This is a genomic window from Catalinimonas locisalis (genome assembly GCF_038039535.1).
Lineage (GTDB): Bacteria > Bacteroidota > Bacteroidia > Cytophagales > Cyclobacteriaceae > Catalinimonas.
This window is the reverse complement of sequence record NZ_JBBPHP010000001.1, coordinates 431,963-452,369: the sequence shown is the minus strand read 5'-3', so window position 1 is coordinate 452,369 and position 20,407 is coordinate 431,963. Positions and strand designations below refer to the sequence as shown.

Here is a 20,407-nt window from a genome sequence, read left to right as displayed (position 1 = left end):
CACCCTAAGGCTATGAATAAGTACACTTTCCCTCCTTACTACATTATTTTTTCAATCACATTATTATTGGTTCAATGTAAAAGTGAATCCCCTCCCCAAGAATCTTTAAGCCAAATCGTGGCCGATCAGGAAAGCATCAGAGGACGAAGTGAATACCTCAACTCGCCCTACGTAACGGCTGGAGACAGGGTCTATATGGTAGGGCACCAGAATGGGCAATTTCCTGACCTGGGCTGGCACGTAGCCGGTGAGATGGGCGGTATCTGGGACCACCCGATCAAACTGATGGATGGGTTTACTGCTGCCATCCAGACAGAGGAGCAATCTTATTGCCTGTCAGAAGCCGATACATTTATCAATTACCCCTTTGCCAACCAGCACATCTTTTCTGGCAGCGCTGAGGGTTTGCGGGTAGAACGCTTTCAGTTTGTGCCCGATGCCCGGGAAGCGGTGGTGGTGGAGTATACCTTTGTTAATACGGGAGCAGAAGCCCTCACTTTTAACTTTGTACTGAGCGGACATACGGACTTGCGCCCGGTATGGCTGGGCGAGCGCACCGCTATGGAGGATGCTAAGGACACCATATACTGGCAACCATCTTTGCAGAGTTGGATAGCCAAAGACCAGGCCAATGACTGGTATGTCATCTTCGGCGCTAACACTAGCCCTGTGTCACATTCCGACACCGCTGCTTTCTGTGAGTACCATCCTCAGGGACAGGGTGCTCAGGCTTCTCTGACCTATGCCCTGAGCCTTGCTCCTTCGGATACGCTCAGCATTCCATTTACCATCGCAGGCTCATATACCTCAGAGCAGCAAGCAAAGGCTACTTATGAAGAAGTCAGTGATCACGCTGCCCGCTTCCTTACAGAAAAGAAAGCCCGCTACCAGACCATTGCCCGGCAAACTCAGCTTGACATTCCTGATGAACAGTTGGAACAGGCTTTTCGCTGGCTCAAATACAATACCGACTGGCTGGTCCGGGATGTACCTGAAGTGGGTCGTGGCATATCGGCAGGTATACCAGATTATCCCTGGTGGTTTGGTGTGGATAGTGAATATGCGCTGCAGGGAGCCATCATGATCGGGCAGAAAGACTTGGTGTACAACACCATAGAGCTGATCCACAGGGTTTCGGAAACCACCAATGGCAACGGACGTATCGTACATGAAGTCTCTACCAACGGAGCAGTTTTTAACCCGGGTAACATCAATGAAACCCCACAGTTTGCTTCGCTGATCTGGAAAGTCTACCAGTGGACTGGCGACACTGCTTTTCTGGAAAAATATTATCCTACTGTCAAAAAAGGGCTGGCCTGGCTGTTGGAAGAAAATGATGATGATGAGAATATGCTACCCGATGGCTTTGGCATGATGGAAATCCACGGACTGGACAGCGAGATGATTGATGTGGCCGTGTATACGCAGAAAGCCTTCAGCGATGCGGCAGCGATGGCAGAGGAAATGGGAGATAGTACCCTGGCTCAGGCGTACCGCAGCAAAGCAGCCCTGCTGAAAGAAAAAATCAATACTGACTTCTGGGTGCCAGCCTATCAGTCTTATGCTGACTTTATCGGTACTACCCAACAGGCGTTACATCTGATTGAAGATGCAATCCAACGCGCTGACTCTCTCCACAAACCCTGGGCAGTAAAAGAGCTAAAAAACACCCAGGCACAGCTATCTGACAAGCCACTGCAGCAGAAGCAGGGTTTTGTACTGCATCACAACTGGGTAGTCAATACGCCTATGGAAACCGGAGTGGCTGACTCCGCCAAAGCCTTGCTGGCTCTGGAAACAGGCAGTCGCTTCGTCAATCCCTTTGGCATGTTTGTCACCGGTATTGACAGAGATGAGACAGCGGGTGAAGACGAAAGTTCGTTTGCACAGGTAAAGAAAACCTTCTCCTATACCGGGGCGGTGATGACCTTACCTACCGGCGTACAGGCGATCGCAGAAAACAATTACGGACGTCCTGACCAGGCTTTAGACTATCTGCAGCGGATGACCCGTACCTTCAGCTTCGCTTTGCCGGGTTCTATGTATGAAGTCTCTCCCGACTATGGTATGATGGCCCAGGCCTGGAATATCTACAGCTATGCTGTCCCGATTGTGGAACAGTTTTTTGGCATTCGTCCGCAGGCCTTTGAGCAGCGTATCCGCATACAACCTCAGCTTCCTTCTTCCTGGCATGAGGTGAGCCTGGAAAATGTGATGATAGGAGAGAATGAGATCAATGTCTCTTTACGGCAAAATGATGAAACTTTAACCCTTAATCTCACCCAGGCCCGGGCTGGCTGGACGATAGAGCTGGCCTTTCCCCAAGGCAAGTATCAGGACTGGCAGCTCAACGGAGGAAAGGTAGAGCCAAAGGTGCAGGGCAATTTTGATGTCGTAGAAGTTAGTGGCAACAACCTTTCTCTGGAAGTGAGGTAAAACAGATAAGTAGCAACATTATTTTTATATTGCAAACATGAGAATACAATCTCTTGACATAAAAAACATTGGCCCTTTCAGAGAAGGGCACATAGAGTTTATCACCGAAAATGATAAACAGGAAAAACCGCCAGTGACCATTATTACCGGAGAAAATGGTACAGGAAAAACCATTATTCTGGATGCTATCAGGGGACTTCTTTTTGGAATTTCAGGTAGATTAGAAAGAGAAATAATAAATGATAAACAAAATTTTGAAGTTAAAATATCTATTCCTCAAATAGGAGAAGTAAAGTCAACCAATACTTATTCACATGATCCAAATAGATTTGAAACTTCTATACCGTCTTTTAATAAAAAATTTGGCAATGCTGATAATCAAGGAGAATGGGTGGTTGATTATTGGACCTCCAAATTAGCAACTGATAGCTTTGACCTTCAAAGCCTGACTGCTCCCAAACCTGAAAACCATCTTCTTGATGCTCTCACTGGGATTCACCAAAATATAGAAGTCACCCAGCTCATTACATATTTTGATTATCTCAAGTCAAGCGACAATGATGATGAAAAGAAGATGGGTGAAGCCCTTTTTGAAGTATTAAAAAAAGTTATCCAACTTAGCTTGAATAATGGAGAGTTTAAATATGTAGCGCGTAAAACGCTTACTCCTATCATAGAACAAAACGGTAAGGAAATCTCTCTAGACAAACTGAGCAGCGGAAACCTCTATCTGATACAGCGACTGGTTTCTATGCTGGGAAAAATGTATTCAGCCAATGTTTTGAGTGGAAAGCCACTAAAAGAGCTTTGCCATACTCCTGGCTTACTACTTATAGATGAAGCGGAAAACCACCTACATCCTAAATGGCAGAAGACGTTTCTGAATAACATTCTGGAAATATTTCCTAACCTTCAGATCATTCTTACTACCCACTCACCCTTTATTGTAGCTTCCGTTGAGAATTCCCGCATATATGTTTGTGAATCCAGAGAAGATCATGCAGAAATTGTAGATGAAACTGATGTTTATTCTAACAAACCAATTGATGAAATACTGCTCACTCCTCTCTTTAATACCCAGCCTTTCAATGAGAAAATCAGTAAACTAGTTGATGAGCGTAAGAAAGCTATTGAAGAGGGAGATAACAAAAAGAGGGATGAAATTGAGAAAAAGCTCAAAAGTATCAACCCACAATACTTTTCTTATTTTGATGTAGAGGATCTACTAAGCAACCTATCGGGCAAGTAACTCATGCGTTTTATTCAAAGACTTCCTAAACCTGATATTCTGGAAAGAAAAGAAGAAAGCTGGCGGGAACGCTTTGTAAATAGTGATAACCCAAGGCCTAGCAACAAGCAATATGCACATCAGCAAATCAGAGATAGACTAAATACCATGAGCTTTCACAAGTGCTTCTATTGTGAAAGAAAGCTAAAAGATGTCCCACAGGAAGTAGATCACTTTATTGAAGTAGCGGAAAGAAAAGATTTAGCTTTTGACTGGGATAATCTTTACCTGGCCTGCGATAATTGCAACAATAAAAAGAATAACCTTCATATTCCTGTTACTGAAGCTTTAGATCCCTGCCGTGATTCTGATGATATCATTCAAGAACATTTAATTTTTGAAGATGAAATTATCAGAACCAAGAATGGGTCTCAATTAGGGTTAAGAACTATTCAAAAGTTCAAATTAAATAGTGACCAATTAGATAAAGTAAGACTAACTCAAATAAAATATTTTGAGCAACTTCTAAGCAAGATTTTAATAGCGATGCATCAGGAAGCTAGAGGAATACTTGAGCAAGAAAAAGAAGCTCTACTAAGCTTTAAAAATCCAGATCGCCCTTTCTCCCTGATGTTTAAAGTTATGTTAGACAAATATTCTAACCTCTTAGATTCATAGCTGCATATATATCTCTCCTCCCCCAACTGAACCTATACCGCTAAGGGCTTCGTTAGAAAAAGTACGTGCACCGGAAAAAAAGAGTGGTATTGTTATCATCTGTTTTTTATCCGCTATACCTTTGCAAACAAATTTTTTTATCGCATCAAAACAACATTTCAATATGTCAACAGGATTTTATAAAGTTCCCACACCTACTAATGAGCCGGTTTATGACTACGCCCCCGGCACCCCCGAAAGAGAAGCCCTTCAGGCTACCCTCAAAGCCATGAAAGAGCAGCCGGTAGAAGTTCCGCTCTACATCGGCAGCGAACAGATTACTACCGGCAATAAGAAGAGGCTCAGCTCTCCTCATAATCATCAGTTCACTCTGGGCCATTATCATGAAGGCGATGCTTCTCACGTAAAGCAGGCCATTGACTCTGCCCTCAACGTAAAGGAAAGCTGGGAAAATATGCCCTGGGAGCAAAGAGCCAGCATTTTCCTCAAAGCAGCAGAACTCATCTCCGGTCCTTACCGCTACCAGATGAATGCCGCTACCATGCTGGGACAGTCCAAGACAGCTCATCAGTCGGAGATTGATGCGGTTTGTGAGCTGATAGACTTCCTCCGCTTTAATGTGCATTATATGACGGAAGTGTATGAGCAGCAGCCTCCTATCTCTTCCAAAGGGCTGTGGAACCGCCTGGAACATCGTCCACTGGAAGGTTTTATCCTGGCGATTACGCCTTTTAACTTCACGGCTATTTCGGGTAACTTGCCTACCGCACCCGCTATGATGGGGAATGTAGTGCTCTGGAAGCCTGCCGAAACACAGGTCTATGCAGCTCACCTGCTCATGAAAATCTTTCGCGAGGCCGGACTGCCTGATGGAGTGATCAACCTGATCAATGTAGATGGACCGGTAGTAGGGGATGTAGTATTTAAGCATCCTGAGTTTGCCGGACTGCACTTTACCGGTAGCACCAAAGTATTTAAGCAGCTCTGGAAAACCATTGGTAATAATATTGACCTGTACCGCTCTTACCCTCGTATTGTAGGAGAAACCGGAGGAAAAGACTTTATCATCGCCCACAAATCGGCCGATGCCAAAGCTCTGGCTACCGCCATCATCCGCGGTGCTTTTGAGTTTCAGGGACAGAAATGTTCTGCGGCTTCCCGTGTCTATATCCCTAATAACCTGTGGGAGGAAGTAAAAGGCTATATACTGCAAGATCACAAAAGCCTGAAGATGGGTGATGTGGAAGACTTCAGCAACTTTATGGGAGCAGTGATCAGCGAGACGGCTTTTGACAAAATTGCCGGCTATATTGATCACGCCCGCAAAGATGAGATGGCGGAGATCATCGCCGGTGGTGAATACGATAAGTCCAAAGGCTACTTTATTCAGCCTACCATTATTCAGGCGCATGATCCTAAGTTCAAAACGATGGAAGAGGAAATCTTCGGTCCGGTAGTGACCATTTATGTATATCAGGCGGAGCGCTTTGAAGAGACGCTGGAACTGGTTGACCAAACTTCACCTTATGCCCTTACCGGTGCAATCTTCTCTCAGGACAGAATGGCAGTGGAGTTAGCGATACGCAAACTGCGTCAGGCTGCCGGTAACTTCTACATCAATGACAAGCCTACCGGAGCGGTAGTAGGTCAGCAGCCATTCGGTGGCGCAAGAGGTTCGGGTACCAATGATAAGGCAGGTGCCATGATCAACCTGCTGCGCTGGGTATCTCCTCGTACGATCAAGGAGAACTTTGTACCGCCTAAAGATTATCGTTACCCCTACATGGGCGAGTAGAAATAAACGATATACCGGAAGATTTTAGCAAATCTTCCGGTTTTTTTATTTGATTCCTCTTTCAAGGCTTAACTTTTTTTATCTTTCTTTAGTCTATCCAACAATTGGATACTGAGTATAGCAGCCCTTACCATAACAAAACCATGAAGACCAAGACTACCCGTAAAACCAAAAAGAAAAGTACCAAGAAGAGCAAGGTGCCCTACCACAAAAAGCCGGATAATATGGGCCTGGAAGCCTGGCAGATTGCACTCCGCAAGCAGTTTGGTAATGACAGCACATTTGAAATCGAGAAGCTTACTGAGCATCCTGTTTATGCAGACTTTTCCGTCTTCAACCCTATTACCAAAAGCGCTTATAAGGTAGCTATACGCAGCAGCCCTAAAGCGGTGGCAGCAGGAAACAATGCCAACTTCTGCTCCTGTTATGACTTTAAGACTAACCAGCTAGGGACCTGCAAACATATTGAAGCGGTGCTGGGTAAGCTCTGGCGAAATACCCATCTCCGCAAGTATTTCAAAGAATCCAGTGAAGCTCCTTATACTTCCGTATATCTCAAATACGAGGGTGAACGCAAAGTGATGATACGAGTGGGCAGCGAAAATCAGGAAGTTTTTGAAAGACTAGCCAGCCAATACTTTGACGAAAACAGGGTACTGAAAGCCCGTTCCTTTGCCAGCTTTGATAAGTTTCTGGAAAAAGCCCATTCCCTGCATGATAGTTTCCGATGCTATGATGATGCGCTGGAGTATGTCATTGAACAGCGTGAGAAAGAAAACCGCCATCAGCAGTTGCGTGACCGTATTAAGAATATTAAAAGCGAATATTTTAATGATCTGATCAAAGCCGAACTTTTTCCTTATCAGCGCGAAGGCGTGTATTTTGCAGCCCGAGCAGGCCGCTCCCTTATTGCCGATGAGATGGGGCTGGGAAAAACGATACAGGCCATTGCCGCCGCCGAGTTGATGAAGAAAGAGTTTGGCATTGGCCGGGTGCTCATCATCTGCCCTACCTCCCTCAAATACCAGTGGAAAACGGAGATTGAGAAATTTACAGACAATACCTCTCTGGTAGTGGAAGGCAATCCTCTGGCCCGTATTCCGCAGTATCATGAAGATGAGAGTTTCTATAAGATCGTTAGCTATTATACTGCCGGAAACGACCTCAAGCATATCAATGCCCATGAGTTTGACCTGGTGATCCTGGATGAGGCACAGCGCATCAAAAACTGGAAGACCAAGGTTTCGCAGAATATCAAAAAGGTCCAGTCTACCTACGCCATTGTGCTGACCGGTACGCCTTTGGAGAACAAACTGGAAGAGCTGTACTCCATTATGCAATTCATTGACCCTTTTCTGCTGGGTTCCCTGTTTGGCTTTCTCAACCAATACCAGATCACTGACGATACCGGCAAGGTCATCGGCTATCAGCACCTGAATAAGATCGGGAAGACCCTGCAGGAGGTAATGATCCGCCGTACCAAAAAGAAAGTGCTCAACCAGCTTCCCTCCCGCCAGGACAAAAATCTCTTTGTACCCATGACTGCTATGCAGCATGAAGTACATCAGGAATACGCCGATGTGGTGGCACGGCTGGTGAATAAGTGGAAAAGGATGGGCTTTTTGCCGGAGAAAGACCGCCAGCGCCTGATGATCAGCCTAAACATGATGCGTATGTCCTGCAACAGTACCTACATCATAGATCAGCGTACCCGCCACGATACCAAGGTAGACGAACTGATGAGCATACTGGAGGAGATCCTTGAGGTGCAGGAAGAGAAAGTAGTGATCTTCAGCCAGTGGGAACGCATGACCCGCCTGGTAGCGCAGGAACTGGATGAAAAAGGGATAAAGTATGAATACCTGCACGGAGGAGTACCCAGTGCCCAGCGCAAGGATCTGTTCAAAAACTTCAACCAGGACCCTGAAACTGTGGTATTCCTCTCTACCGATGCGGGTGGAGTAGGGCTAAACCTGCAGGCGGCTTCTTATATGATCAATCTGGACATTCCCTGGAATCCTGCTACCCTGGAGCAGCGCATTGCCCGCATTTATCGTATGGGGCAAAAGCGCAAAGTTTCCATTATTAACCTCGTCTCCAGCGGCACCATAGAGCACCGCATGCTGGACGTACTGAAGTTCAAATCTACCATGGCAGAAGGTGTACTGGATCAGGGGGAAGATGCTATTTTTATGTCGGAAAGCCGCTTCAAGCAGTTCATGAATTCGGTAGAAAACGTAGTGCCCGGCACAGCGGAAGGGGCGGTTGCCGATACGGGTTTTGTGCAGCAGGAAGAAGAGCGGGAAGCCATCGCCCAGCCTGAAGAAAGTACCCATGAAGTGACTGCCGAGCTCTTTATGGAAGAAGAAGATGCACCTGCCAACGGCAAAGCGCAGGAGGTAAAGCGACAGCCAGGAACAGCAGATACAGAAGCAGTACCTATGGAAGGCGCCGAACTCCTTTCTAACGGCCTCAAATTCTTCAGTCAGCTTAGCCAGACGCTCAAAGATAAGTCAGCTACTGAAAAGCTGGTGGCTTCAATCACCGAAAAAGATACCACAAGCGGTAAGACTTACCTTAAGATTCCGGTAGAAGATGAGAAGGTGGTAGAAGAAGCCCTGGGTGCATTGGGCACCTTATTCAAGATGCTGCAAAAATGATTTAGTGGATCCCGACCTTGCAGATTTTCTGGTTCCCTGACCCACTCAGTGTTACCCGGTAGAGAACACAGAGGTTCAACTCAATATTTCTACAGCCTTCCTGCCACAGTGGCCGCTCACAGGTAAGGCTGAGGAAACCTAGGTCTGGCAGGTTTATGAAAGCTGCCAGATCATTTTTTGCTCCAATAAAAAAATCCCAAGCACCTAGCTGATGCTTGGGATTAACACTACCAAACTACTAAACAATACGCTGGTTTTTATGCGGGATAGGTTGGCCTGATAAAACCCTTCTCATTCATCTCTCAACGGCAGAATAGCACCCTATCCCAGATATTGTCGTGCTGCGTTTCGCCATTGGTGAGGTTCAGTTCTGCGTTCAGGCGTATTTCATAGGCGCAGTTCTCCAGGTCACCAAAGCTGCCTACATAATGGGAGGTGCCATTCGCTTCTTCTCCCGGCGTAGTGTATACGATAGGGTCAAAATTATTGGTCGCCCCCGGTCCGCTGAAAGTAAGACCTACACTGCCCAGATTAGGATTGGCCGCGGTATATTTCACCGTAATGGAATCGCTAATATTGCTGCAGCCACCACCAGTCACCAACTCATCCAGATCCAGCGTAGCAATACCCAATTCACTTTGGGTGAGGCCGGGAGCCCACGAGCCCCCCTGGGGTACATTCTGATAAATGGTATTGAAGATAGCAATCGGACGGGAAGTACCGGCCACCACTTCACTGGCGGCATTCGCTGCCTGCCGCTTGATCATGCGAATGCTGAAGTAACGGTTCTTTTGCAGAGGTGCTACCGTGGTGCTACTGTCGCCCGGGGTCAGCGTGCTCATATCCACATTGCCTGAAGCCAGTTTGCCGGAGATCAGGTTGATCAGCCTACCGGTAAGGAACTGGGCAGTCTGGGGCACTACAATCCAGTTGCCATTGAAGGCCACATCTATCTGCCCTGCCTGGGCATTGATGGCATAGATATCCGGGTCATAGTGAGGCGGTGGCGGTGAGTTCACAAACTTGGGTGTAAAGCCGATGATGGTGCCGTTGGCAATATCGGTTTTGAGCACATCCGTCCAGGCGGCAGGATTGGCGGGAATAGGATCAGCAGGGCTGGCCAGTTCGGTGTACTGAAACTTATACTCCATCGGCTGGCCGTTGAGCGTTTTTTCCAGTGTACCCAGCAGTGCCAGCGTACTGAAAAAGGCCTGCTCATTCCAGTTAGCATTGGCTTTATTGGCGGTACGTCCGTCGGCCGGATTGATGTTCAGCACAATATGATACCGCCTCGCGTCGCCAATATGGAAGAATGATGAGATAGGTTCTCGCTGCCCACCCTCTATGCACAGGCGTACGCAAAGGCAGTTGTCCACATTCTCCCTTCCCGGCTTGCGGGCTTGGGAAGGATCTTCTTCGTGGAAGATAGAGCCGCCCAGCGCAAATTTGAAGTAGATGTCCGGTCCGTTGCCCAGCGGAAAGATAGGCGTTTCTACATTGATGAAAGGGGAAAGGAAAGTCTTCTTGAAGTCTTTGGAACGGTAGAAGATACAGAACTTACCTGAGGCATCGGTGATGGCGCTACCCAAAGTATCATCGCTGATCACATCATCATCCATCGCGATTACTTCTATACCTGACTGGGGCTGCCCGGATTCGCAGTCCAGCAATGTACCGCAGATTACCCAGATATCCAGGCGGCGCAATAAGGCACACCACCACTTGCGGGAAAGCGTATAGTTCCACTGGGCCAGCAGCCCTTCGTTGGTCTCTTTCCATCTGGGCTGTATCACATCCAGCGTAGCCTGAAAAGGCTTGTAATTGCGGGGCTTTTCGGTATCTCCCTGCCCGTAGTCGGGGATTTCGGGATAGTAGACATCCACTTCTACCGCTTCGCCTTTGTACTTCTTTTTGTCGCCGTCAAGCTCAAAGCTATAGTTGCCCTGGGCATCAGTAGTGGTTTCGGCCAGCAGTCGTTTCTGCTTGGCTTTGATGTCTTTCTCTTCCAGAAACTGAAAAGCTTCTTTGGCGGGAGCCGCTACCAGGCGGGTGGCGTCTTTGGCTTCAAAACGATACAGCCTCACCAGGGTGCGGCTGAGGGGTAGTTGTCGGTCGTCGCATATCGTGGCATGGATGCGACCTCTCAATACATACTTCATGGTCGTTTCAGGTTAATCTCCGAAGCCGCCCCGGCCTTTTGCCCGGACAGGCTTCCGGAGTTTGGATTAATGTTGCTTTGTGTATTAGTATGAGAGGAAAGAAGAATGTAACCTGAAGAGAGCAATAATCTCTCGCATTCGTATGGGGTGGTGAGAAAGGATTAACGGAAAGCAGGATTACAGCCCTGAGACAGGACGGAAGCTATCCTCTTCCCATTTCAGAGGGTTATCCTGAATGTACTGCCGGATATTTTCCAGAGAACGCTCATTACGAATGATATGGTCGTGAAACCGGGCCTTCCAGGCCGGGCCTGCCATGCAAATGTATGGCCTTGTTTTCTACATTCGTAGGATACCTTTCCTTTGTACCACCGCATCATTTTGCCAATGGTATCTACTGGCAATTCCATAGGGTTATTGGGAATACCGGATTTTGTAGGTCCATGATTAATCATGGACCTACTACCGGTCATATTTCCACCATCAATAATCAATATCATATGAATATGATTTGGCATCACCACCCATTCATCCAAAACCGTATTATTGAATTGTTCAGGAATCATCAACAGATTGTCTTTGGCAATCGTACCTGCCTCTGACAAATGCATGACACCTTCCTGTATCTGACCAAAATAATGCTGCCGATCTTGGGTACAGATGGTAATAAAATATGCGCCACTCTGGGCATAATTATAACCCGGAAGGCGGTACTATTTGTGTTGTTTGTAGGGCATGCGTAGGGATTTAACGGTTCGCCTGGTCGGCCAGGGTGGCCCCGCCATGCCGTGCGATAAATTAAAATCTTAGAAATCATGCGATAGGCATTAGCCTGGGCTTAGCTTTACATTTATTGATAGTTTATATTTTTCCTACTAAGCTGAATCAAGGCATATCATAGTTGCAAACTTTCATTTATCTGTGAGCTTCAGCAACCCTGAAATAATAAAAATTTATTTAGTACCACCTATATTAACCTTATAAAGATTAACCAGCTCATTATAACTCAGTATTATAATATTATTTTTAAAGCTTTTTAAAACTACATCTATTTTACTGCGATCAAAATTATTATGATTGCCTATAACTCCATAAAGAATAGGATTAATCACTTCCACATCTAAATTTTCTTTAGCCCAATTTCTATTTTTTTCTGATTCAAAATATCGTTGATAACCTTGTAATTGGGCTATTAACTCATTCACATAATCAATAAATCTTAGCCTAGAATATCCACCCTTAGTCAATGATTTGTATTTTAAAAGTCCTTTTTTAAGGTCTAATATGTTATAGTATCCTTCTTCTGTTTTTAGTAAATAATCAGGTTTTAATGAGCTTTTGTCCCACCCCTCTTTTTCAATGATTTTTAAATTTATTTGAGAGATAGCTTCAACGTGATTCAGTGCTTTGGCAAAGTCTTGTGAACGGTCTTGCAAAAATTTATCAATTGTTGGCTCGGTAACATCCTGATAAATGATGCTTTTTAGTTGTTTAAGATAAGTAGAATCATTTGTATCAAAATACATATTAAATCCAAAAAAATAATTTGATACAGGCTTAAAATGTGTTAAAAATTTTGTGAGGTTTCCTTTATAAGAATCTTTTTCACAGTTTTTTCCAACAACTATCATTGTGGATATATATCTAAAAAACAATCTATAAGAATCAACTCTCAATATTTCTAGATTAGAAAAAAGCAAATTGCTAGCATCTTTTTTTATAAAAAGAGGGTACTGATCCACTCCTCCTATCCTGGTTATTTTAGGGTTTGTATTTTGAATTTTCAATATTTTTTCAACTGCATAGTTGTCATGCTCAGTACATAACCTAATGTTAGCCATATCTTTAATTGTCTTATCTTCAGCTATGATTGCTGACTTATTAGGTTTAGGATATTTTATAGGAAACCCTCCATTTATATAAGCGGAAGTGTCAGAAGTTTTTTTGAGAGTATCTACTTCCAATTCTTGGAATTGAGCATTAATTTTTCTTTCACCTATTAATTCAGCAATAAAGTGGGTAGGGCTAACAACAATCTTTATTTTCCTGGGAAAGGAATAAATTACCCCCTCTTGTTTTTTCATTAAATCTAATGCAACAGAAGCATTATTTTCTAACCATGTATTTAATATATTACAAGTAATGAATTTAAATTGATCAATATGCATCTCCAGTGTTAATTGATATATGGAAAACCGTTAGATTAATTACAATTTCTTAAATATTTTATACTAACCAGTCGCTTAGCTGCATTCTAGTGCCCTCATATTCGCAAAGCTTCACAAACCTTATTGTTAGCTTATAATAATTGGGCAATTAGGCCAGAGGTCAACCGGATTAATGACTACAAAAATAGATATAATCAATATTACACTCTAGGAAAGCCCCTAGGGTGTGGACAGTATTGAAATGTGAAGTAATCTCCAAAAAAAGAACAAATATGCTTTATAGCTAACGCACCCTCACTTTCATACTTTTCAATCTGCTGACTACTACCTCATTTACATTTGTGACAGGCGAATGTAGACGAATTGTAAGTTGAAGGCCATCCGTAAGTACCTGCTCTACCACACCCAGATTGATGATCTCCATGCCTTCTTTGAGATCTTTAGCACGTACTTCCACATACTCAAAACCATCGGGCTGGGTAAGCATGCTTTCTTTCATTTTTACTTCCCACATCTGGTGAAGCTGCGCCGCGAGTTCGGGAGAAGTTTCTTTTAGTTCCTGGTGTGCTTCAAATAATATATCGCTTTCCTGATCTATCATATTTTCAGAATTAAGAGTAAAACCTTTCCTAATATACAGCATTCACCATACTTCTAAAAACCACTAACCTACCCTCAGCAGCTTGGTTAGGTGTACTTTGCTTTACATCATAGCGTTAGTAGATAGGTTTGTACACTCTGCATAAGCCACATGCCGGTCTGTGCGTTGGTAATCGTATGGGGCTGCACTAAGCGTGTTTTTACTATTGCGCAGGCTGCGAAATGAAAAAGCGGAGGCTACGAAATCAGATTTCGGACTGTGCGAAATGCTTATTCGGAAGCTGCGGAGGGGGAGCAGCTCAGTGAGGGGCTGTAAACATCTGAGCGAAGCTCGGTGCTGTTGCCTACCCGGCAGCGCACTTCCAGCTGGTAAGTACCGGCGGGTATATCCTCAGGCATCATGAAGAGCAGTTCGCCGGGGAAGTTGGTCATCAACTGGCTTACTTTCCATACTGCATTATTCGCTGCTTTCAGGTAGATGCCTTCATCTTCCATATCGGGATTGATTTTCAGATGGCTGCCGGTGAGGCGAACCGGTATGCCGGGCAGAAAGCCATGTACTGGAAGCTGGGAGTCAAAGTGCTTAAAGTCTTCTATGTAAGGTTGGGGGCAGGAAGGCTCCTGCCGATAGGCTTTTTCTCCTTTGAGCAGCTTGCGCAGCCTTTTGCCGGGGCTGGCATTCAGGCAGACCTTATGGCGCTTAGGATCAAAGCGGTCGTGCTCATCCCTGAACTTCCCTTTGATGCTGGCCTCCAGCTTGATCAGCGAAGTGTGTACACTCTGTCCATCCTGTAGCAGATATTCCAGGGCTACCGCATATTCTTCCAGCACGGCTATCACCTCCGAACGCGTAAGGCCGCTGTTGCGCAACATCATCATATCCATGACCTCCTTATCCCCGGCACAGCTATGATGCACCACCCGGGCTACCAGTTCTTCTTTGTTCTTTTTGAAAGGATTGCGATAGAGCGCAAAACGGATGGGCATGGCTTTTCTTTTTCTACTAAAATAGCCAGGAGTAGCTCACTAAACTTGCTGTAATTCAGCAATTTATTACCTGATGCGGATTTGTAAGAAAAGCACGCTGTTCAACATTCCACCGCAACTTTAAAAGATAGCTCAGGAGGATAAAAGAATCTATATGTTTTAAAATTCGTTATCTTGAATCATAAATGAATGGCTTATGAGTACTAAAGAAAAAATCAAGCAGGCGCTGGACACTTTAAGTGAAAAAGACCTGGAAAAAGTAGAGCAACTGGTAGAAACGCTAAAGAGCAAAAAAGGCCGCCGGACAAAGCATTTGAAGTTAAGAGATTTCGGAGGAAAGTTTGATCATGTCAACATCAGAGACATTGCCTATGAGTAAAGCTATCCTATTTGATACCAATGTGCTGGTTTATGCGAAAGATCAACCTTCCTCTTTTCATGATAAAGCAGTGCAATTTTTAGATAATTACGAGGGAGAGATCTATACTACTTCAAAAAATTTAACTGAATATCTCGTAGCAACTACGCGTGGAGATACTCCAATTTCTCCTTTAAGTGAAGCCTTGGAAGACATAGATGATTTCATTAATGTATTTTCTATCCTTTATCCGGACAAAAAAAGTTATCAAAAACTCCTTCAATTATTAACTCAGCACCAGCATAGAGGAAAGAAGATACATGACTATGAAATAGCTGCCATAGCCCTTGCCAACAATATTAAACAGATTGCTACATTCAATGAAAAAGATTTTAGTGGAATAGCAGGAGTACAAGTGATAAACCCTGCTCATCACACATTTTGAATCAACTCCTCTCGCTTAAGTAGATTCCACTTAAGCATACTGATGAATGCAAGTTTGCAACATACTGCTTGCCCTCACCCTCTAAACCTGCAACTGAAAAGCGTTCTCCTGTGCTTTGATGGCCAGTTCGGTAGCCAGGAAGCAGTGGTGCTGCGTCATGGCGGTTTCAGTACGGTTGACCACATCGCTTACCAGTTGCTCTCCATAGGGCATATGGATACCGCTACAGTCATAATACCTGGTTTCTTTCTGGTCTACCAAGAAGAGGTGATTCCCTCCTTCCCTTCCGGCAATGTCAATGTACTTACGGCACTCTATATACCCTTCGGTACCCAGTATAAACAAACGGCCATCACCCCAGGTGTCCAGCCCTTCGGGGGTAAACCAGTCAATGCGGATGTAGCCGGTGGCCTTGGGGCTGCGTACATTCATATCTCCAAAATCGGCGAGCTTAGGATACTCAGGGTTGTCAAAGTTGCCTATTTGAGAAGTAGTCACCTCCGCCTCACTGGAGTCGGTATAGTAGAGGAACTGGTCGCACTGGTGGGATCCAATATCACAAAGGATACCGCCTGCTTTGGCAGGGTCAAAGAACCAGTCGGGACGGCCTTCGGGACGCATGCGGTGAGGGCCCATACCGATGGTCTGCACCACCTTGCCAATAGCACCCGACTGTACCAGGCGGGCTGCCTGTATGGAAGCAGGATTGCCCAGTCGTTCACTGTACATGATGGAGTAGATGCGCTGGGTTTCTTTCTGTACCTTTTTCACCTCTTCAAACTGCTCAGAGGTGATGATGCCCGGCTTGTCTGCCATAAAATCTTTGCCATGCTGCATCACCCTGATGCCCAGCGGAGCACGCTCTACCGGAATTGAGGCACTGACCACCATTTGTATGCTGTCATCTTCAATGATTTCTTCTTCCGAGCGAGCCACTTTCGCATTGGGATAACGTTTGGTGAAGTTCTGCAGCAGATCAGGTTCTTTGGCATAGACTGCTACCAGTTCACCGCCTCCTCCCAGCAGGGCTTCTACCTGTCCGTAGATATGTCCGTGGTTCAGGCCTATTACCGAGAAGCGGATAGATGCTTTGGGTCGGGCAGGTCTGCTGGTATCTACTTTCAGTTCTACCGGACGAGAGCTGCCGGGAGAGGCATTACCAAAAATATTAGTAGGAAGGGCAAAGGCAGCCGTAGCTAAAGAATTCTTGAGGAAATTACGTCTATCAGATGACATGGAGTTCAGATTTAGGTTGTTACACAATAATACATGCTCTGCCTTTCTGATTCAACAACTTATGAAAAATAAGCATAGTGATAAGACATATATGGGCAGGTCATCTATTATTTATAGGCTTATACGCCTATGCCTAAAGCTACGCTTTATCAACTTATTATTAAGTATTCTGCAAAGAGGAAATATGTTATTGCCCTTTCTCCAGGCGAATATGCTTCATCAACCACCATAACCCGCTTAACCCACCGATCATGACAAAGCCATAAAATGGAAGTAGATTGTCTTCTCCTGTACCCCTATACTTTAGCAGAAGCGAATTACTTACCAGCACCAGTCCGTAGGTAGCCCCTTTTACCAGCATCATGACTGCCAGCACATAACCCCATGACTTTTTTTGCCAAAGCCATACACTTGCAAGTACAGAAAGTGGTACTACCAGGGACAAGTCCAGGGCGTAGACGATAGCGGTAGGATGTTGAGTCAAAACAATAGTTTCAGGAAGCTGAGCGGTAACAAGGTATTGCAGGTTGGGAGGAATTTCTACCATGCAGAGTATGAAAGCAATCAGCAGCAGATAGGCAATAATCCAGCGGGCCGAGTCTTTTGTGAAGTGAATACCGCGAAGGGGTAAGGCTGACAGCCCGCCAATCAATGCAAATACAGCGGTGGAAAAGATGAGTACATAGACGAGAAAGAGCGCATTGTAGGCTGCTCCAAAAAGATAAAAAGCATAATTGTAAACCAGGTAAGCCAACAGGCCCATCCAGATCAGCTGAATTTTGAAAATGCCTCTATTCACCATGAACAGGCAAACAAGCATGGCCGGAACAATCACCAGCAATGTCACCCAATCATTACCCTACCAGGCTGTCTGCACAAAAGCATTGTCCTGATAAAGGCCGGGAACAAATAAGCCCACTGACGATGCAAAGGCGGTCAGTATGATGGCAATAAGGCCTAGAAGTTTACTCGTTTTCATATTGCATAGCCATGGCTAAGGCTGATTACAGTACTGCATTATCTAATCTTAATTTTAATCTACAGAAGATTAAGCGCAAATCAGAGTGGGAAGTCATCATTCTGAAGGTTAGTAACTCAGGGCTTGAGGGGATAATACGATGTATCTTTGTACCCTTTGATACTTAGCTCAGCCGCTTACCGACTATGATGCTGAGACAAAACCTGTGCTTATGAAAAGTTCATTCGCTGCCCAAAGCGCGCCTAAGGCTTAGGCAACTTACCATAAATTTAACTGAGCATAATAATACTCTCATGGTGTCTTTTATAGGCTAAAATTATATATTCATGATCCCCAATAACCTAATAGCATGCAAAAAAGAAGAGACTTCCTCAAAAACAGTCTGCTGGCGGCGGGCACACTAGGCCTGAGCGATCTTACCGAGGCTAATCTCCTAGCCAAGAAAATTGAAGTGGGCATTATCACCAACACCATGAGAAGCGAGTTTGCGCAGGATTACCGCCAGGCCTTACAGGCACTGGCTGATATAGGCTATACCCACATAGAAGGAGGTGTGCCTGAATCCTGTAAATCGGCTACCGCCTTCAAGGCTGCTTTGGATGAGCAGGGATTGCAATCCGTAAGCTTGGGCAGTAGTATGGGCAATCTGATGGAAAATATGGATAACTACCTGCAAACTGCCGATACATTAGAAACCCCCTACCTGGCATGCTACTGGCCCTGGTTATCCTCAGCCGAAAACCTGGGCAGGGATGAAGTGATGGAAGCTGCGGAGCGGATCAACACTGTAGGCAAAAGGGCTAAAGAAGCAGGTCTACGCTTTGCGTGGCACAATCATGACAAAGAGTTTGTAGAGGTGGATGGGCAGCTGGCCTTTGATATGCTCATGGAAAATACTGATCCTGACTATACTACGGTACAGTTGGACTGGTACTGGGTGGTGAAGGGTGGTCAGGATCCGGTAGCTTACTTCCGCAAGTATCCGGGACGCTTTGAGCTGGCTCATGTCAAGGATATGAACAATAACCGCGACGGGGGAATCAGTTGTGTGGGACAGGGAATTATAGACTTTGATAGCATCTTTGCCAATGCCGATACCGGAGGCGTTAAACACTTTATTGTAGAAAATGAGCGGGCTGTCAGGGGACTGGACTGCGCTAAGGTCAGTTACCAAAGCATACATCGCATCCTGAGTAAGTAAATGAGTGATTTACCAGCCATAACTGATGCCGGGTTTTCTCTATTGCAAGCATATGGGTACAGCATCTAAGGTTGCGAATCTATAAAATCCTGGAGATCATGATGACCTTCCCTGAGGGTCTTCTATACATTAGGTGTAGATCAAAATATTTCTCCAAACCATGATACGCTTTCCTATGAAAAACTTAACCAACTTCAATAGGCTTACAACAAAGCTGCTCGCCTTCGCGATCTTCCTGTTTATCCTTCCTGCCTGCGACAGCAACGATGAAGCAGAAGAGGTAGGGCCAAACCTTAACAATGCCAGTTCACAACTCTGTCAGAACGTAAGAGGCGCTGAGGCTATTTATTGGGATCTGTCCAACGGCATTCCTCGTACCGACCTGCCCGGGTTTGTCCCTCCTACTGTCAGAACACCAGGAGGATCTTTTTTACATCCGGATTTCCCTCCCCTCAGTTTTGAATACCCTGCCGGATACAGTACCGAAACCTTACGGGCATCTCATACTGCCGGTGTAAACCTGATCCGCCAGGACAATCAGGTAGTATGGCGCTGGCTTAGTACTACGGCCAACGGCTTTCCTAGTGCAAGAGAAATCAGACAAGGTGAAATTCAGCAGATGCTACAGTTTTTGGGTGTAAATGGCAATAACATTGAACTGCTTTGTCTCAACGAGGGACAGATCAATCCTGCTTCTGGTATCACCACCCGTAGTTCTACTGCCCTAATCCGTTCCGGTGGCTTTACCGCTATGGTAGCTGCGCAGGTTACTGCCCTGGAAAGCCTTCCTACTTCTTCGGTATCTATCCGCATGGCAGTAGGGCCCACTGCAGAATTCAGTCAGCTGGTTTTTGATACATTCCTGGCCATAGAGTGGCAGATGCTTTACCGGAGTAGCGGAGGCGTTAGCCTGGATGACCGTGACGGAGACGGTACACCCGATGTGCAGGACAGGTTCCCGGATGACCCCACCCGGCAGTAGAAATACTTTAAATGGCTCATAGCTTAGTACAGCAAATAGCTGAATTGCTGTACTGAGCTGTGTTAAAAGATCCAGGAATCAGCGACTTACTTCTGCTTAAACCAGCAAACTACTTTTTAGCTTAGTTACTGCCGGAAATTAAGCTCAAAGTGAAGATCTTTCTCCCTTTAAAGTTCAGGACATTGCCTGGGTTACAAATGTAAATACGCTCCCTCAATCAGCTACTTTGACTATGTAGCTATCTGGTAGATCATGGGCCTGTATTTGGGTTCAGGTACAGACTTACCCTGTGCCTTAGCAGTTTCCAGCCAGCTGGCTTTGGCTTGCATCACTTCAAAAAGTGCTTGTTCTGCTGTCTCCCCAAAAGCTGAGCAATGTTTTAAATCCGGTATATCTGCGATGTAGCCCTCATCCTCTTCGCTATGAAATATGTTGATATGATAGTCTTTCATATTAGCTTATCATTTGGTTTTCTGCTATCATCCAAAAAGGCCC

17 protein-coding genes are annotated in these 20,407 nt (G+C 45.3%); 9 read left to right on the top strand and 8 right to left on the bottom strand.

Annotated elements, in window-relative coordinates:
* Positions 1-12 precede the first annotated feature (12 nt).
* The 5 genes from WJR50_RS01940 (at position 13) to WJR50_RS01920 (ending at position 8,797) form a co-directional block, all read left to right on the top strand.
* Positions 13-2,436: an alpha-L-rhamnosidase-related protein gene (locus WJR50_RS01940; RefSeq protein ID WP_341291526.1), complete on the top strand. Its 2,424-nt coding sequence runs from the start codon at positions 13-15 to the stop codon at positions 2,434-2,436.
* A 37-nt stretch (positions 2,437-2,473) separates the two neighbouring features.
* A complete protein-coding gene (locus WJR50_RS01935; RefSeq protein WP_341291525.1) occupies positions 2,474-3,685 on the top strand; it encodes an AAA family ATPase in 1,212 nt (403 codons plus the stop codon).
* Between the two features lie 3 nt (positions 3,686-3,688).
* Positions 3,689-4,342 carry an HNH endonuclease gene (locus tag WJR50_RS01930; protein ID WP_341291524.1) on the top strand — a complete coding sequence of 218 codons (654 nt, stop codon included), beginning with the start codon at positions 3,689-3,691 and terminating at the stop codon, positions 4,340-4,342.
* A 163-nt stretch (positions 4,343-4,505) separates the two neighbouring features.
* Positions 4,506-6,137, top strand: coding sequence for an L-glutamate gamma-semialdehyde dehydrogenase (gene pruA / locus WJR50_RS01925; RefSeq protein WP_341291523.1), 1,632 nt, complete (start codon positions 4,506-4,508; stop codon positions 6,135-6,137).
* 143 nt (positions 6,138-6,280) lie between these two features.
* The gene (locus WJR50_RS01920; RefSeq protein WP_341291522.1) at positions 6,281-8,797 is read left to right on the top strand and encodes a DEAD/DEAH box helicase; all 2,517 of its coding nucleotides are present in this window, start codon (positions 6,281-6,283) and stop codon (positions 8,795-8,797) included.
* Between the two features lie 302 nt (positions 8,798-9,099).
* Here the strand turns inward: WJR50_RS01920 and WJR50_RS01915 are convergent, their stop codons facing one another.
* The 5 genes from WJR50_RS01915 to WJR50_RS01895 all read right to left on the bottom strand — a co-directional run bounded on the left by WJR50_RS01915 (position 9,100) and on the right by WJR50_RS01895 (position 14,711).
* Positions 9,100-10,956, bottom strand: coding sequence for a transthyretin-like family protein (locus tag WJR50_RS01915; RefSeq protein WP_341291521.1), 1,857 nt, complete (start codon positions 10,954-10,956; stop codon positions 9,100-9,102).
* Between the two features lie 218 nt (positions 10,957-11,174).
* Positions 11,175-11,567, bottom strand: coding sequence for a hypothetical protein (locus WJR50_RS01910; protein WP_341291520.1), 393 nt, complete (start codon positions 11,565-11,567; stop codon positions 11,175-11,177).
* 342 nt (positions 11,568-11,909) lie between these two features.
* Positions 11,910-13,124, bottom strand: a complete 1,215-nt coding sequence (locus WJR50_RS01905; protein ID WP_341291519.1) for a hypothetical protein — start codon at positions 13,122-13,124, stop codon at positions 11,910-11,912.
* Between the two features lie 283 nt (positions 13,125-13,407).
* Entirely contained in the window at positions 13,408-13,725 is a 318-nt protein-coding gene (locus WJR50_RS01900; RefSeq protein WP_341291518.1) for a hypothetical protein, read from the bottom strand.
* A 269-nt stretch (positions 13,726-13,994) separates the two neighbouring features.
* Entirely contained in the window at positions 13,995-14,711 is a 717-nt protein-coding gene (locus WJR50_RS01895; RefSeq protein WP_341291517.1) for an HU family DNA-binding protein, read from the bottom strand.
* A 196-nt stretch (positions 14,712-14,907) separates the two neighbouring features.
* Here WJR50_RS01895 and WJR50_RS01890 point away from each other — a divergent pair, with 196 nt between their 5' ends.
* Entirely contained in the window at positions 14,908-15,090 is a 183-nt protein-coding gene (locus tag WJR50_RS01890) for a hypothetical protein (protein ID WP_341291516.1), read from the top strand.
* Positions 15,083-15,514, top strand: coding sequence for a type II toxin-antitoxin system VapC family toxin (locus tag WJR50_RS01885; RefSeq protein WP_341291515.1), 432 nt, complete (start codon positions 15,083-15,085; stop codon positions 15,512-15,514). Before WJR50_RS01890 ends, WJR50_RS01885 begins: the two co-directional genes overlap by 8 nt.
* An 81-nt stretch (positions 15,515-15,595) precedes the next feature.
* Here the strand turns inward: WJR50_RS01885 and WJR50_RS01880 are convergent, their stop codons facing one another.
* Positions 15,596-16,759, bottom strand: a complete 1,164-nt coding sequence (locus tag WJR50_RS01880; protein WP_445223447.1) for a Gfo/Idh/MocA family protein — start codon at positions 16,757-16,759, stop codon at positions 15,596-15,598.
* Positions 16,760-16,937: 178 nt separating this feature from the next.
* Entirely contained in the window at positions 16,938-17,552 is a 615-nt protein-coding gene (locus tag WJR50_RS01875) for a hypothetical protein (RefSeq protein ID WP_341291513.1), read from the bottom strand.
* A gap of 526 nt (positions 17,553-18,078) precedes the next feature.
* Between WJR50_RS01875 and WJR50_RS01870 the strand changes: the two genes are divergently transcribed.
* Entirely contained in the window at positions 18,079-18,930 is an 852-nt protein-coding gene (locus WJR50_RS01870) for a sugar phosphate isomerase/epimerase family protein (protein ID WP_341291512.1), read from the top strand.
* Between the two features lie 160 nt (positions 18,931-19,090).
* A complete protein-coding gene (locus tag WJR50_RS01865) occupies positions 19,091-19,912 on the top strand; it encodes a hypothetical protein (RefSeq protein ID WP_341291511.1) in 822 nt (273 codons plus the stop codon).
* A 230-nt stretch (positions 19,913-20,142) separates the two neighbouring features.
* Here the strand turns inward: WJR50_RS01865 and WJR50_RS01860 are convergent, their stop codons facing one another.
* The gene (locus tag WJR50_RS01860) at positions 20,143-20,364 is read right to left on the bottom strand and encodes a type II toxin-antitoxin system HicB family antitoxin (RefSeq protein WP_341291510.1); all 222 of its coding nucleotides are present in this window, start codon (positions 20,362-20,364) and stop codon (positions 20,143-20,145) included.
* Between the last annotated feature and the right edge of the window lie 43 nt (positions 20,365-20,407).